Below are 12953 nucleotides of genomic sequence, written 5' to 3'. Positions count from 1 at the left end.
GCGCCGCCGGTCCTTCGGCGCCGTGGGCAGCGAGGGAGGTGAGGTCGACGCCGGAGTACCGGATCGATGACCTCGCGCGCGCCGCGGGCACCACCACCCGCAACGTGCGCGCCTACCAGGAACGCGGGCTGCTGCCGCCGCCGGTCGGCAAGGACGGCCGGGCCAGCATCTACGACGACGCGCACCTCGAGCGGCTGCGCTTGATCGACGCGCTGCTCCAGCGCGGTTTCACCACCGCGCACATCGCCGACTTCATCACCAGCTGGGAGACCGGCAAGGACCTGACCGAGGTACTCGGCCTGCAACACGCCGTGACGGCGTCCTGGGCCAAGGACGAGACCTTCGAGGTGCCCCGCGAGCTGATCGGCACCATCCTCGGCGCCGACGCCGACGAGCTGGTCGACCGGCTGCGCGAGATGCGGCTGGTCCGGCTGGAGGGCGACACGGTGGTGTTCACCGAGACCCAGTTGCTCACCTCGTTCGCCGAACTGCACGAGTACGGTCTGGAACTGCGCACGCTCATCGAGATCTATGCCAAGGTGGCCGACCGGATCGATGACATCACGCACATCATGATCACCGCCGCCAAACAGCACATCATCGACGAGCACGGTCCCGGCTGGATGCCCGACACCAGCGGCGAAATTGCCGAGACCACAACGATGCTCAACAAGATGCGCGAGCTGGCGGTCGCCTCGGTCCACGCCACGCTCGCCCGCTCGCTGGACGTCACGCTGCGCCGCGAACTCGGCGACTATCTCGCCACCGCCGCCGAGCGAGAGAAACAGCGCAGCGAATCCGGGCGCGACGTACCCTCCTAGACAAGCGCAGAGTGCCGACCTTCGACGGATGGAGTCGCCGTGGCGTCCGACCGACCGAGAATTCCGCCGCTGCCGCTGGTACGGGCCGTCGAATCGGTGCGCGCCGCCCTGGCCTTCGCGTTCCGCAAGCTGGTGCCCGGGCACCTCGCGCTGATGGAGCTGATCGCCGCCGGATGGATCACGCAGGCCATCCACGCCGCCGCGGCGCTCGGCGTGGCCGACGCACTCGCGGCGGGGCCGCGGTCGGGCGCGGACCTCGCGGCGGCGGTCGGCGCCGACGAGGACGCGCTGCGGCGGTTGCTGCGCCTGCTGATCAGCCACGGCATCTTCACCCAGCGGCGCGACGGACGGTACGCGCTGACGCCGATGGCGCGAGCCCTGTGCCGCGACTCGGACGTGTCGTTGCGCGACGCGGTGCTGTTCTTCGGTTCGCCCGGGCACCGCAACCACTGGTCGCACTTGGTCGACGCCGTGCGCACCGGCGAACCGGTCGGCGTGAAGCTCGACGGTATGCCGTTCTTCGAATACGTCCAGCACGACCGGGAACTCGGCGTACTGTTCGACCGCGCGATGACCAGCATCGGCACCCTGTCGATGGAGCCGCTGTTCGCCGCCTACGATTTCGGCCGCTACGCGACCCTGGTCGACGTCGGCGGCGGCGAAGGGACGATGCTCACCGAGATCCTGCGCCGCGCACCACGATCGCGTGGCATTCTGTTCGACGTGCCCGAAGTGGTGGCCGCGGCCCCCGCTCGGCTCGCCGCGCTCGGTCTCGCCGATCGCTGCGCGGTGGAGAGCGGATCCTTCTTCGACAGCGTCCCCAGGGGCGGCGACGCCTACATTCTCAAGCACATCCTGCACGACTGGGCCGAACCGGACGCCGGTCGCATCCTCCGCACCGTGCGCGCGGCCATGGAACCCGACGCCCGGTTGCTGATCGTCGAACTGGTCGTCCCCGAACACACCGCACCGCACCCGAGCAAGTACATCGACTTGGAGATGCTGGTCAACGCGGGCGGACGGGAACGCACCGAGGCCGAGTACCGCGACTTCCTCGCCAGGAACGGATTCACGCTGACCCAGCGCGTACCGACGGCTTCCCCGGACAACGTGCTCGAGGCCAGGCCGAGCTGAACCCGCTCGCCGGACGCGTTGCCGCTCGGCGGCGCTACGACGTGGCCGGGACGACGAACGCCAGCGTGGCGATCCCCACGGCGCCGTCGGCCACACAGGTGGCCCGCATCGGCTTGCCGACCGGCGTCTGCCGCGACTCGAAGCCGCTGTAGTAGCCGAACACCGGCCCGGACCGCTCCGACGGCAGGAAGAAACCGAGGCATTCGGCTTCCAGCACCGACGCTCCCTCACCGCTGTGGCACAAGGCGGCCGCGTCCGTGACGCCACGGTCGACATAGCAGCCCGCGGGCTCCGCTGCGGCGGACCCGGCTCCGACCCAGGCGAGGCCACCCGCGAGGAACAACAGAACGGTTCCCGCGCCCACTCGCCGCATCATGGTGTGCACCGCAATACCTCCTCGGCAGATCTCAGCCCTACCCGGTCGCTGCCGTGCTCTTCCACTATTTCAGCAGAATCGAAGGGGACGGTCGAGCACGACACCGCCGCGCAAATACTGTTTCTCCAGGGCGGATACCGAACCCATCCGGCGAGGCCGTGGCGTCTCCCCGCGGGAGTTCCCCCGTCCGGCGTCGAGACCGCTAGGCTACGAACAGCATTGGCTGGTTCGGTGAGGATGTGATTCGGCCGTGGAATGGACCTTCACTCCGGACGAGTTCGCCCATATCTGGCGCGAGACCGACCTGGATCGCCACCCCTACCCGCTGCGCATCCTGGAGACGCCCAGAACCGAGGACGACGCCGAGAAGTTGCGCATCGCCCTCGCCGAACGGCTGCCGCTGGGCTCCGACCCCGACCTTTCGGCATGTCTGCGCATTCTGGCCAGGCCGCATACCAGGATCGTTGCCATCGGTGGTACACACCAGCCGGGCGGCGAACTGCGGTTGCTGGCCGCCGCCATCTACGATCGTGCCGTGCTCGCGGTGCAGGAACCCGGCGCGATTCCGGATTTTGGTGGTCGCGTGCGCATTTCGATCGGGCACAGCGCCAAACTGGGCCGGCGGATCGCGGCGCTGCTGCCGAAGACCCCCGCGGGCCGCGAACCCGCTCGCGTCGCGTCCGGGGCCGCCGTGCGCGACCGAGAGACCGTGACCGCGCGGCAGCAAGCAGCGCCGCGGATTCGCAAGTTGCTGCTGGAGCCGCATACCGCCGAGGGCCACATCAGGATCGAGTCGCGGCTCGATCGACCGACCCAGCCCCCGCCGATCCATTACACCTGGATCGATGTGCGCGACGACGGAAGATATCTGATCAAAGCGGGCGACGAGGTGCGCATCGCGCCCGCCTCCGCTGATCAGATCGCGACCCAATTGCAAAAGCGCATACCGATATAGCCCACTTTGGTGACCACTGCCGCCGACTATTGCTGACCCGGCGCTGGGCTTCCGGTTAGTCTGGGGCAGACCGACCGATCTCAGGGGTGAGCGATGACGATCGATACCAGCCGAGCCGATATCGCCCGATTCAAGGAGGCCGCGCAGGCCGGGACCGTCCAGTTCGATCCGGCGGCGGCTCGGCAGTGCGCCGAAATGTACGAACGGCAGGCCGATCGGCTGATCCACCTACAGCAGAGTCTCGAATCCGCCGCGGATCTAGGCGGTTTCGGTGGATTCGTCTCCGCCCAGCAGTTGCAGGCGGGATTCAGCCACAAAGCGCGTGACGCGGCGGCGCTGCTCGACCACTACATCGAAGCGGCCTACCGCATGAAGGAAGCGTTCTTGATCAGCGGAGGACTGTTCGAAGAGGCCGACGCCGCGAGCGCCGCCGCCCTGCGCGCGGTCCGGACGAGGTTGCCCCGATGACCGGTTCCGATCCCACCTACATCAACTCGATGGAGCATTTCGAGTCGATGCGGCACGACGAGATCTACGCGAAGGCACAGCAGATCGATCCCGCGCAGGTGCTGCACGCGTCGACCATCTGGCTCGACGCGGCCGGCACGCTCACCACGTCGTTCCCACTCACCCACGGCGGCGTCGATCGCGTGATGGACGCGGCGGACTGGAAAGGCGCCGCCGCCGACGCCGCTCAGGCTTGCGCACGCAGCTTCGCGGCGTCGGCCGACGAGCTGGCGGCGGTGCTCGGTCAAGTGGGCGCCCGCCTCGGCGGGGTCGCCGCGGCCGCCGAGGCGGTGAAACTCGCGGTGGTGCCGCCCGGCGCTTCCGGACCGGTCGGCGCGATCGCGCAGTTGCTGGAGGCGGCGCACGTCATCGACGCGCAAATGGCGCAGGAGGCGCTGCGCCAAGAGGCCGTGCTCGCGATGAACATGGTCTACAAACCCGCCTATTCCACGGCGGGATCCGCGGTGCCCGCGCTGCCGGCACCACCCGCCGCCACGGCGCCGTCCGCGCCGCAGGCGGTCTCACCCGGCACGCCGCGACACTCGGCGCCCGAGCAGACATCACCGAACAACCAATGGTCGCCTGGAACAACGCAACCCGCGCCTGCCGCACCGGAATCGCCCGCACCGTCGCATAATTCGACACCGCCCGGGCCGAAGCCGGATCCGCAACAGACGCCTTCGGCGCCGCCCACCCAGCAGGCTCCGCCGCCGCAGCAAGCGCCGTCCGCGCAGACGCCACAGCCCACGCCGACACCCGAGCCGACACAGCAAGCGCCGTCCACGCAGACGCCACAGCCCACGCCGACACCCGAGCCGACACAGCAAGCGCCGTCCACGCAGACGCCACAGCCCACGCCGACACCCGAGCCGACACAGCAGGCGCCGTCCACGACCGCGCCGCCGAGTCCCGCTCCGTCGCCACAGACCCCGGCGCCAACGCAACCGCCGAGTTCGTCGGCCCCTCCCCCGCCGACTACCGAACCGACGCAACCGCCGAGTTCATCCGCGCCACCTCCGCCGCCGAGCCCACCACCTCCGACCCCGGAACCGACGCAGCCGCCGAGTTCGTCCGCGCCGCCACCCGCAACCCCGGCCCCAGCCCCTGCGCTGCCGCCGAGCCCGCCGCAGGCACCGGCACCGGCTCCCGTTCCAGCCGTACCGATGCCCGACCCGAACGGCCAGCCGGGCGTCACCGGGCCGGTGGACGGCAGCCAGCAGCAGATTCCGACGACCAACCAACCTGGCGTCGTCCCGTCCTGACGGCCCGTCACCGGAGTCTCCGCAACACGAGCCACACCCCGGTACCTCGGAAACCGTCGGCAGCGCTCCTTGTGGCGGTCGGGCACCTCGACGAGGCTGCTCGCCGCACCGGCGGCACCGTGATCGAGTTCCGTCTGGCAGGGAATGCGACCCCGAACTTCCACCAAGGAGTCATCGCCTACCACGACCATCACGTCGCGGTGGTCGCGCTGCGCGATTCCGCGGTGCTGGCGGTCGCCGACCCCCGGGTGATCGATTTCGATGACGCGGCGATCGAGTCCGGGCCCCTCACATTCATCGAGGCTCCTGACCTGGTCGCTGCTCTGGCCGAACAATCAGGGTTCGAACTACTCACAACGGCCGAACTCGCCCAGCCGTTCGATGCGGCAGCCTGGCCCGAACTGGACCGAGACGATGTCCGGTATTGGAGACCACAGACCGTCGGCGACGCGCTCTTCAACTATTGGGACTGAAGCGACCCGCCGTCCTGGCTCCCGGGTCAGTCGCTCGGTCGTACCGGTGACCTGTCGAACGGTGCCTGATCAGACCTTCACGAGGTCGTCGGCGTGGATGACGGGACGCTGCATCGTGTCGGGGAGTTCGGCGGTGGAGCGGCCGAGCATGCCCGCCAGTTCGGTGCTGTCGTATTCGACGACGCCCCGCGCGACAACGCGATTGTCCGGAGCCACCAGATCGACCACGTCGCCGCCGTAGAAGCGGCCACGGACGCCCACGATCCCGGCCGCGAGCAGCGACCTGCGGCGGTGCGCCACCGCTTGGACCGCGCCGTCATCGATGAGCAGCGTGCCGCGGCTGTCCGCGGCGTGCCGGACCCAGAACTTGCGGGCGGACAACCGCACCGGCCGCGCGGCGAATGCGGTGCCGACGGTGCCGGTGGACAACGCGGTAGCCGCCGACGAAGCGGCGGCGAGCAGAACCGGCACGCCCGCGTCCGCGGCCAGGCGCGCCGCCGACAACTTGGACGCCATGCCGCCGGTGCCGAGCGCGCCGCCGCTGCCCGCGATGACGCCGTCCAGGTCGGCACTGCTGCGCACCTCGGGAATCAGCGTGGCCGCACCCTTGCGCGGGTCACCGTCGTAGAGGCCCGCCACGTCCGACAGCAGCACAAGTGCGTCGGCGCCGACGAGGTGGGCGACCAGCGCGGCGAGCCGGTCGTTGTCGCCGAAGCGGATCTCCTCCGTCGCGACCGTGTCGTTCTCGTTCACCACCGCCACCGCGCCCAGCGAGCGCAGGCGATCGAGGGTGCGCTGCGCGTTGCGGTGGTGCTCACGCCGGGAAAAGTCGTCGGCGCTCAGGAGCACCTGCCCGACCGTGCGGTCGTAGCGGGCGAACGACGTGCCCCAGGCATGCGCCAGGGCCAGCTGCCCGACGCTCGCCGCGGCCTGCTTGGTGGCCAGGTCACGCGGACGGCTGGTCAAGCCCAGCGGCGCGATGCCGGCGCCGATGGCGCCCGAGGATACGACCACCACATCGGATCCGGCGCGCATCCGAGCCTCCACCGCGTCGGCCAGCCGATCCAGCCGCGCGGTATCCAGGCCGCCTTTCAAGCTGGTCAGCGCGGACGAACCGATCTTCACCACGACCCGGCGCGCCGCCGCGATCGCCAACCGCGCCTCGCTCAGGCCCGAGGAATCCGCCTCGGCGCTGATAGACCTCACCTGCATCCCCACCGAACTCTTTGCACCACAATCGAATCCACGGTAGTCGGGACCCAGCCGCGAACGATCGAGTCCGCCGGACACGGCGCCCACCGAGGGCGCACGGCGACTCGACCGTGGTCCACGTCTACTCCTCGTCTTCCTGTACCAGACCGCGTCGCACCCGGGACGCGTGCTTGCGCTCGGCCGCGCTGACCCGGTCGGTCTGTTCCAGCCGGATGTCGGTGCCGCGCCCGGTGGGCACCATGTCGATGCCCGCCGAGATCTGCGGCTCCCAGTCGAACGTCACGTCGCCGATGGTCACCGGCGCTCCCGGCTCCGCGCCCAGCCGCACCAGTTCGTCTTCCACGCCCAGGCGCGCCAGACGGTCGGCCAGGTAGCCGACGGCCTCGTCGTTGTCGAATTGGGTCTGCCGCACCCAGCGCTCCGGCCGGGTACCGCGCACGATGAAGCCGCCCGGCTCCTCCGGGTCGGCGAGCACGCTGAATCCGGTCTCGTCGACCGCGATCGGGCGGATGACCGGGCGCTTCGGCGCTGCCTGCGGATGCTCCTCGCGGTACCGGCGCACCAGATCCGCGAGGGCGAAGGTCAACGGACGCAGGCCCACGTGGCTCACGGCGGAGATCTCGAACACCGGCCAGCCGCGTTCGGTGAACTCCGCGGTCACCATCTCGGCCAGTTCGGCCGCGTCGGGTACATCGATCTTGTTCAAGATCACCACGCGTGGGCGGTCGGCCAGATCGCCGAGCCCGGCGTCCGCGCTCAGCGCCGGCTGGTAGGCGGCGAGTTCGGCTTCGAGCGCGTCGACATCGGACACGGGGTCGCGGCCCGGCTCCAGCGTGGCGCAGTCCACCACATGGGCGAGCACCGCGCAGCGCTCCAGGTGCCGCAGGAAGTCCAGCCCGAGTCCGCGGCCCTCGCTCGCGCCCGGGATCAGTCCGGGCACATCGGCGATCGTGAAGGTGGTCTCACCGCTGGCGACGACGCCGAGATTGGGTACCAGCGTGGTGAACGGATAGTCGGCGATCTTCGGCTTGGCCGCCGAGAGCACCGAGACCAGCGAGGACTTGCCCGCCGAAGGGAAGCCGACGAGCCCGACGTCGGCGACCGACTTCAGTTCGAGCACCAAGTCGAGTTCTTCGCCGTCCTCGCCGAGCAGCGCGAAACCCGGCGCTTTGCGGGCCTTCGACGCCAGCGAGGCGTTGCCGAGTCCGCCGCGGCCGCCGCGGGCGACGATGAAGCGGTTGCCGGTACCGACCAGGTCGACGAGCACTTTGCCGTCGTCGTCGAGCACCACGGTGCCGTCGGGCACCTTCAGCACCAGGTCGACGCCCTGCTTGCCGTCGCGGTTGCCGCCTTCGCCCGGCTTGCCGTTGCCCGCCTTCGCGTGCGGGTGGAAGTGGAAGTCCAGCAGGGTGTGCACGTTGGAGTCGACCTCGAGGATGACGTCTCCGCCGTTGCCGCCGTTACCGCCGTCCGGCCCGCCGAGCGGCTTGAACTTCTCGCGATGCACCGAGGCGCATCCGTGGCCGCCTTTACCCGCACGCACATGCAGTACGACACGGTCGATGAACTTGGACATACGCCGAATCATCCTCCTTCGGGACTGGTCGTACTGAGGGCTGCTCGTTCGCGAACACGAAAAACGGGCCAGGGTTCCGAGACCCTGACCCGCTCGCTGTTATCCGGAAGTGGTTCGGCGGTCAGGCCTGAACCGGCTCCGGGGTCACGATGTTGACGGTCTTGCGTCCACGCTTGGTGCCGAACTCCACCGCGCCCGCCGCCAGGGCGAACAGGGTGTCGTCACCGCCACGGCCGACGTTCACGCCGGGGTGGAAGTGGGTGCCGCGCTGACGCACCAGGATCTCGCCCGCCTTGACCGACTGGCCGCCGAAGCGCTTGACGCCGAGTCGCTGGGCGTTGGAATCGCGTCCGTTCCGGGAGCTGGACGCACCCTTCTTGTGTGCCATAGCTGGTTCTCCTCGGGATGTCTTACTTGATGCCGGTGACCTTCAGGACCGTCAGCGGCTGACGGTGTCCCTGGCGCTTGTGGTAGCCGGTCTTGTTCTTGAACTTGTGGATGCGGATCTTCGGGCCCTTGGTCTGCTCGACCACCTCGGCGGCCACGGAAACCTTGGCCAGCTTGTCGGCGTCGGTGGTCAGCTCGGCGCCATCGACGACGAGAACCGGATCCAGCGCCACGGCGGTACCCGGCGCACCCTCGATCTTCTCGACCTTCACCAGGTCACCGACCGCGACCTTGTACTGCTTTCCGCCGGTCTTGACGATCGCGTACGTTGCCATCGGTCGGCTGCCCTTCTTCCTATAGTGCTCGGCACTCGTTCACGCGGCGACACCTCCGGTCTGAATCCACCGGAAACCGCCACACGACTGGTCTGGTAATCGCCACCGCCTCGGCACCTGGTGGCTCTCGGTATCGAACTGTCGAGAACCGGGCCACGAAGACAAAACATGTTGTCACCGGGCAGCGACTGTCCAAGATTACAGGACGGCTACCGCGACGACCAAACCGGCGTTCACCCGCGCACCGCGGCCCTGCCACGCGTTCGCTGCGGGAACGCCTGTGGCCCCCGACCGGAAGGACCGGCGGGGGCCACAGTGGTGTCGGCGAGGACTCAGTTCGCGGCGTCCGGCGCGCCTGCCGGGCGGCCGACCGACCGCCTGCGCGGCCGGTTGCGCTGCGGCACCTCGACCGGCTCGGGCTGGGAGTAGTCGACCGCGGGCGCGGGCGCCTGGTCTCCGGTGGGCAGCACGAACACCGCTCCGGAGCTGTCCGCGGCGGGCGCGGCGGCCGAACGGGCAACCCGCCGGCGACGAGCCGGACGGCTCGGGCCCGGCTCGGCGACCCCGTTGGCGGCGGCACCGTTCTCGGTCGTCGCGACGGGCTCGGCCGCCGCGACGGTGTCGGCGACCGGCTGCGGCGCGGCATCCGAGACGGACGCACCGACGGGCTCGGGGACGGGCTCTTCCGCCGGTGCCGACTCGACCTTTTCGACTTGCTCGACGACCTCGACCACTTCGGCGGGCTCGGTCTCCGGCTCCTCGGCGGGCACCGCGACCGCGGCCTCGACGGTCTCCGTGACGACGCGCTCTTCGGCGGCCTCGGCCGCGACGGCGGCCTCGGCCGTGTCCGCGACCTGCGGCTCGGCGAACGTGTCCGCGGTCGCTTCCGGCGCCTCCTCGGACTGGTGCGCGGCCATCGCCAGCGCCACCGGATGCGCCCGTTTGACGGCCGCGTCGTCCTCGGTGGGTTCGGCCGCGGGACCGGACCCGTTGGCAGGCTGGGGAGCCGCCGCGGCCGCCTTGTCCCGGCCTCGACGCCTGCGCGAACCGCTCTCGCGGGTGCGCGCGGCCGGCTCTTCACCGGAGCCGGGCTCCACCGGGTAGCTGTGCACGAGGATGCCGCGTCCGTGGCAGTGCTCGCAGGTGGTGGAGAACGCCTCGACCAGGCCGGTGCCCAGCTTCTTGCGGGTCATCTGGACCAGGCCCAGCGAGGTGACCTCGGAGACCTGGTGGCGGGTGCGGTCCCGGCCCAGCGCCTCGGTCAGGCGGCGCAGCACCAGATCGCGGTTGGACTCCAGCACCATGTCGATGAAGTCGACGACGATCATGCCGCCGATGTCGCGCAGCCGCATCTGGCGCACGATCTCCTCGGCCGCCTCCAGGTTGTTCCTGGTGACCGTCTCCTCCAGGTTGCTGCCGCCCGCGCCGGTGAACTTGCCGGTGTTCACGTCGATCACCGTCATGGCCTCGGTGCGGTCGATCACCAGGGTGCCGCCCGACGGCAGCCACACCTTGCGATCGAGCGCCTTGGACAGCTGTTCGTCGATCCGGTAGGTCTCGAACACGTCGACGCCGTTGTTCTCGTGCCGGGAGACCCTGGTGAGCAGGTCCGGCGCGACGGTGCCGATGTACTTCTCCACTGTGCTCCAGGCCCGGTCACCCTCGATGACCAGCTTGGAGAAGTCCTCGTTGAACAGGTCGCGGATGACCTTGACCAACAAGTCGGGCTCTTCGTAGAGCGTCTTGGGCGCGTTGCCGTCCTTGCCGGTCTGCTCCTGGATGGTGCGCCAGGTCGCCTGCAGCCGCTCCACGTCGCGGGCCAGTTCGGTCTCGCTGACGCCTTCGGAGGCGGTGCGGATGATGACACCGGCGTCGGCGGGCACGATGTCGCGCAGGATCTCCTTGAGGCGCTTGCGCTCGGTGTCCGGCAGCTTGCGGCTGATCCCGGTGGAGGTGCCGCCGGGCACGTACACCAGGAAGCGCCCGGCCAGGCTGATCTGCGTGGTCAGCCGGGCGCCCTTGTGGCCGACCGGGTCCTTGCTCACTTGGACCAGCACCTGGTCGCCCGGCTTGAGCGCCTGCTCGATCTTGCGCTCCTTGCCGCCGAGCCCGGCGGCCTCCCAGTTGACCTCACCGGCGTACAGCACGCCGTTGCGGCCGCGGCCGATGTCGACGAAAGCGGCCTCCATGCTGGGCAGCACGTTCTGCACCTTGCCCAGGTAGACGTTGCCCACCATGGACGCGGAACCTGTGCTCGTCACGAAGTGCTCGACCAGGACGTTGTCCTCGAGCACGGCCACCTGCGTCGCGGTGGGGTGATCCGGGAACGACTTCTCGCGCACGACCATCACGCGATCCACCGCTTCGCGCCGGGCCAGGAACTCCGACTCGGTCAGGATCGGCGGGCGGCGACGGCCCGCCTCGCGCCCGTCGCGACGGCGCTGCCGCTTGGCTTCCAGCCGGGTGGAGCCGGTGATGCCCTGGACCTCGTCGACCGCGACGCGGCCGCGGCTCTTGTTGCGCGGCTCGCGCTCGTGCACGACCGTGTTCGGCGGATCGTCGTCAGCGGGTTCGTTCTCGCCCGAGTCACCGGCCACCTTGCGCCGACGGCGGCGACGGCGACGGCGGCTCGAGCCTTCCGGCACGCCGTCCTCGTCCTCACCTTCGCCCTCGGCGGTCTCGGCGGATTCCGCCGCGTCGGTGGCTTCGGCGGACTCGGCGGCTGCGGGAGCCGACTCGTCGTCGGTCTCGGTGTCCTCGCCCTCGCCGTCGCCATCGGACTGCTGCTCGCCCCGGCCGCGACCGCGCCCCCGGCGGCCACGGCGACGGCGCCGCGGCTGGTCGGCGTCGCCGTGCTGATCGGACGACTCGCGCTCATCCTCGGTGACCTCGGTCTCGTCCTCGACGGGCTCGGGTGCCTGCTCGTCGGCGCGGCGGCCCGCACGCTCGGCGCGGCGCTGTTTGCGCGCCTCCTCGGCGGCCGCGGCGTCCGGCGACAGGAACAGCGGCGCCTGCACGACGGCGGCGGACTCGAACACCGCGGGAGCCACCGGCTCCGGTTCCGGCCGCACCGAGTGCGTGAACAGGTGCGTGTGGTTGGCCGGTGCGCTGAGCGGCGGCTGCGCGGTGGACACCGTGTCCGGCGCGGAGAAGATGACGCCCGCACCGGAGAACGGAACGTCACCGGCGGGTGCCGGTGGTTCCGTGGCAGGCGCCGGTCGTTCGGCCGCGGGCGTCGGCTGTTCCGGCGCCGGTTGCTCGGCCACGGGCGCCCGAGGGGGCGCGCCTTCCTCCGGCTGCGCCGGTACGGAGGCGTCTCCCGGCCCGGCGGCGGGCTGCTCGGCCGCGGCGTCCGCCTCGACCGTCACCAAGGCGTCGCGCACGGACTCCGCGACGGCTCGGTCGACGTTCGACTGGGCGCTGCGCGCGTCCGCCCCCATCTCGGTGAGCTTGGCCAGGATGCGCTTGCTCGTCACCCCCAGCAGCTTGGCGAGTGCGTGAACTCGGATTCGCTCCGGCAATTGTTCGGCATCCTGTGATGTTGTTTCCAGCGGCTCTTGATCGGCCACGAAGTCTCCTCGGGCCCCCGGGCGCGTCCCTCCCGGCGGGAGTGACGCGGCCGACGCGGGGGCGCTGTCCGTTCGACTCGCACCCGGTGGGCGCGAGATCAAGTGGTCTCGCCCCGCGTGCCCGGTTATCTCCTCGGTTGTGCGTCGGTCGGGCTAACTGGTCACGCGGCGCCTGGCTGTATGGCTGAACTCCGCGGCGCGAGCGCTCATCCAGCGTGCCTACACGAACAGTGGACCCGGTGACCAGGCCGTTTGTCCATGGCAGCGATGATCGGCATCGAACCGTGGTGTCATCCGGCTGCCCTCGTCACGTTTCGTTCGCGCACCTGCACGAACAGTCGGCGTC

12 protein-coding genes are annotated in these 12953 nt (G+C 70.2%); 6 read left to right on the top strand and 6 right to left on the bottom strand.

The genetic code is table 11. The features are described 5' to 3' along the window. Nucleotides 1-38 precede the first annotated feature (38 nt). Nucleotides 39-821 carry a MerR family transcriptional regulator gene (locus ACL03I_RS19680; RefSeq protein WP_355072306.1) on the top strand — a complete coding sequence of 261 codons (783 nt, stop codon included), beginning with the start codon at nucleotides 39-41 and terminating at the stop codon, nucleotides 819-821. 39 nt (nucleotides 822-860) lie between these two features. Continuing rightward, entirely contained in the window at nucleotides 861-1955 is a 1095-nt protein-coding gene (locus tag ACL03I_RS19675) for a methyltransferase (protein ID WP_356966481.1), read from the top strand. A gap of 34 nt (nucleotides 1956-1989) precedes the next feature. Here the strand turns inward: ACL03I_RS19675 and ACL03I_RS19670 are convergent, their stop codons facing one another. After that, complete coding sequence (locus ACL03I_RS19670) at nucleotides 1990-2340, bottom strand: hypothetical protein (protein WP_355072302.1); 351 nt, start codon at nucleotides 2338-2340, stop codon at nucleotides 1990-1992. 241 nt (nucleotides 2341-2581) lie between these two features. On the opposite strand from ACL03I_RS19670, the gene ACL03I_RS19665 reads away from it, so the two are divergent. From ACL03I_RS19665 to ACL03I_RS19650, 4 genes are all read left to right on the top strand, one after another. Beyond that, on the top strand, nucleotides 2582-3286 hold the full coding sequence (locus ACL03I_RS19665) for an ESX secretion-associated protein EspG (RefSeq protein ID WP_355072300.1): 705 nt from the start codon (nucleotides 2582-2584) through the stop codon (nucleotides 3284-3286). A gap of 93 nt (nucleotides 3287-3379) precedes the next feature. Next, complete coding sequence (locus ACL03I_RS19660) at nucleotides 3380-3754, top strand: hypothetical protein (RefSeq protein WP_355072299.1); 375 nt, start codon at nucleotides 3380-3382, stop codon at nucleotides 3752-3754. Further along, nucleotides 3751-5055 (top strand): hypothetical protein, encoded by a 1305-nt coding sequence (locus ACL03I_RS19655; protein WP_412806637.1) that lies wholly within the window; start codon nucleotides 3751-3753, stop codon nucleotides 5053-5055. Before ACL03I_RS19660 ends, ACL03I_RS19655 begins: the two co-directional genes overlap by 4 nt. A 71-nt stretch (nucleotides 5056-5126) precedes the next feature. Beyond that, nucleotides 5127-5528, top strand: a complete 402-nt coding sequence (locus ACL03I_RS19650; protein WP_412806636.1) for a hypothetical protein — start codon at nucleotides 5127-5129, stop codon at nucleotides 5526-5528. Between the two features lie 69 nt (nucleotides 5529-5597). Here ACL03I_RS19650 and proB read toward each other — a convergent pair whose 3' ends face one another. The 5 genes from proB to ACL03I_RS19625 all read right to left on the bottom strand — a co-directional run bounded on the left by proB (nucleotide 5598) and on the right by ACL03I_RS19625 (nucleotide 12607). Continuing rightward, nucleotides 5598-6698 carry a glutamate 5-kinase gene (gene proB, locus ACL03I_RS19645; RefSeq protein WP_355072952.1) on the bottom strand — a complete coding sequence of 367 codons (1101 nt, stop codon included), beginning with the start codon at nucleotides 6696-6698 and terminating at the stop codon, nucleotides 5598-5600. A 163-nt stretch (nucleotides 6699-6861) separates the two neighbouring features. Then, nucleotides 6862-8316 (bottom strand): GTPase ObgE, encoded by a 1455-nt coding sequence (gene obgE / locus ACL03I_RS19640; RefSeq protein WP_355072291.1) that lies wholly within the window; start codon nucleotides 8314-8316, stop codon nucleotides 6862-6864. Between the two features lie 121 nt (nucleotides 8317-8437). After that, nucleotides 8438-8704 (bottom strand): 50S ribosomal protein L27, encoded by a 267-nt coding sequence (rpmA, locus tag ACL03I_RS19635; protein WP_355072289.1) that lies wholly within the window; start codon nucleotides 8702-8704, stop codon nucleotides 8438-8440. A gap of 22 nt (nucleotides 8705-8726) precedes the next feature. Further along, nucleotides 8727-9038 (bottom strand): 50S ribosomal protein L21, encoded by a 312-nt coding sequence (gene rplU / locus ACL03I_RS19630; protein ID WP_039796660.1) that lies wholly within the window; start codon nucleotides 9036-9038, stop codon nucleotides 8727-8729. A 332-nt stretch (nucleotides 9039-9370) separates the two neighbouring features. After that, nucleotides 9371-12607, bottom strand: coding sequence for a translation initiation factor IF-2 N-terminal domain-containing protein (locus tag ACL03I_RS19625; protein ID WP_412806635.1), 3237 nt, complete (start codon nucleotides 12605-12607; stop codon nucleotides 9371-9373). Nucleotides 12608-12953 lie beyond the last annotated feature (346 nt).

The sequence above is a fragment of the Nocardia sichangensis genome, from assembly GCF_047200615.1.
GTDB classification, from domain to species: domain Bacteria; phylum Actinomycetota; class Actinomycetes; order Mycobacteriales; family Mycobacteriaceae; genus Nocardia; species Nocardia sichangensis.
Note: the sequence above shows the minus strand (reverse complement) of the source record. Positions and strands in the feature narration are given on the sequence as shown.

Excerpts from the sequence above, each read along its gene's own strand:
- rplU (WP_039796660.1), bottom strand. The coding sequence starts at position 9,038 with ATGGCAACGTACGCGATCGTCAAGACCGGCGGAAAGCAGTACAAGGTC.
- ACL03I_RS19660 (WP_355072299.1), top strand. The coding sequence starts at position 3,380 with ATGACGATCGATACCAGCCGAGCCGATATCGCCCGATTCAAGGAGGCC.
- obgE (WP_355072291.1), bottom strand. The coding sequence starts at position 8,316 with ATGTCCAAGTTCATCGACCGTGTCGTACTGCATGTGCGTGCGGGTAAA.
- ACL03I_RS19655 (WP_412806637.1), top strand. The coding sequence starts at position 3,751 with ATGACCGGTTCCGATCCCACCTACATCAACTCGATGGAGCATTTCGAG.
- rpmA (WP_355072289.1), bottom strand. The coding sequence starts at position 8,704 with ATGGCACACAAGAAGGGTGCGTCCAGCTCCCGGAACGGACGCGATTCC.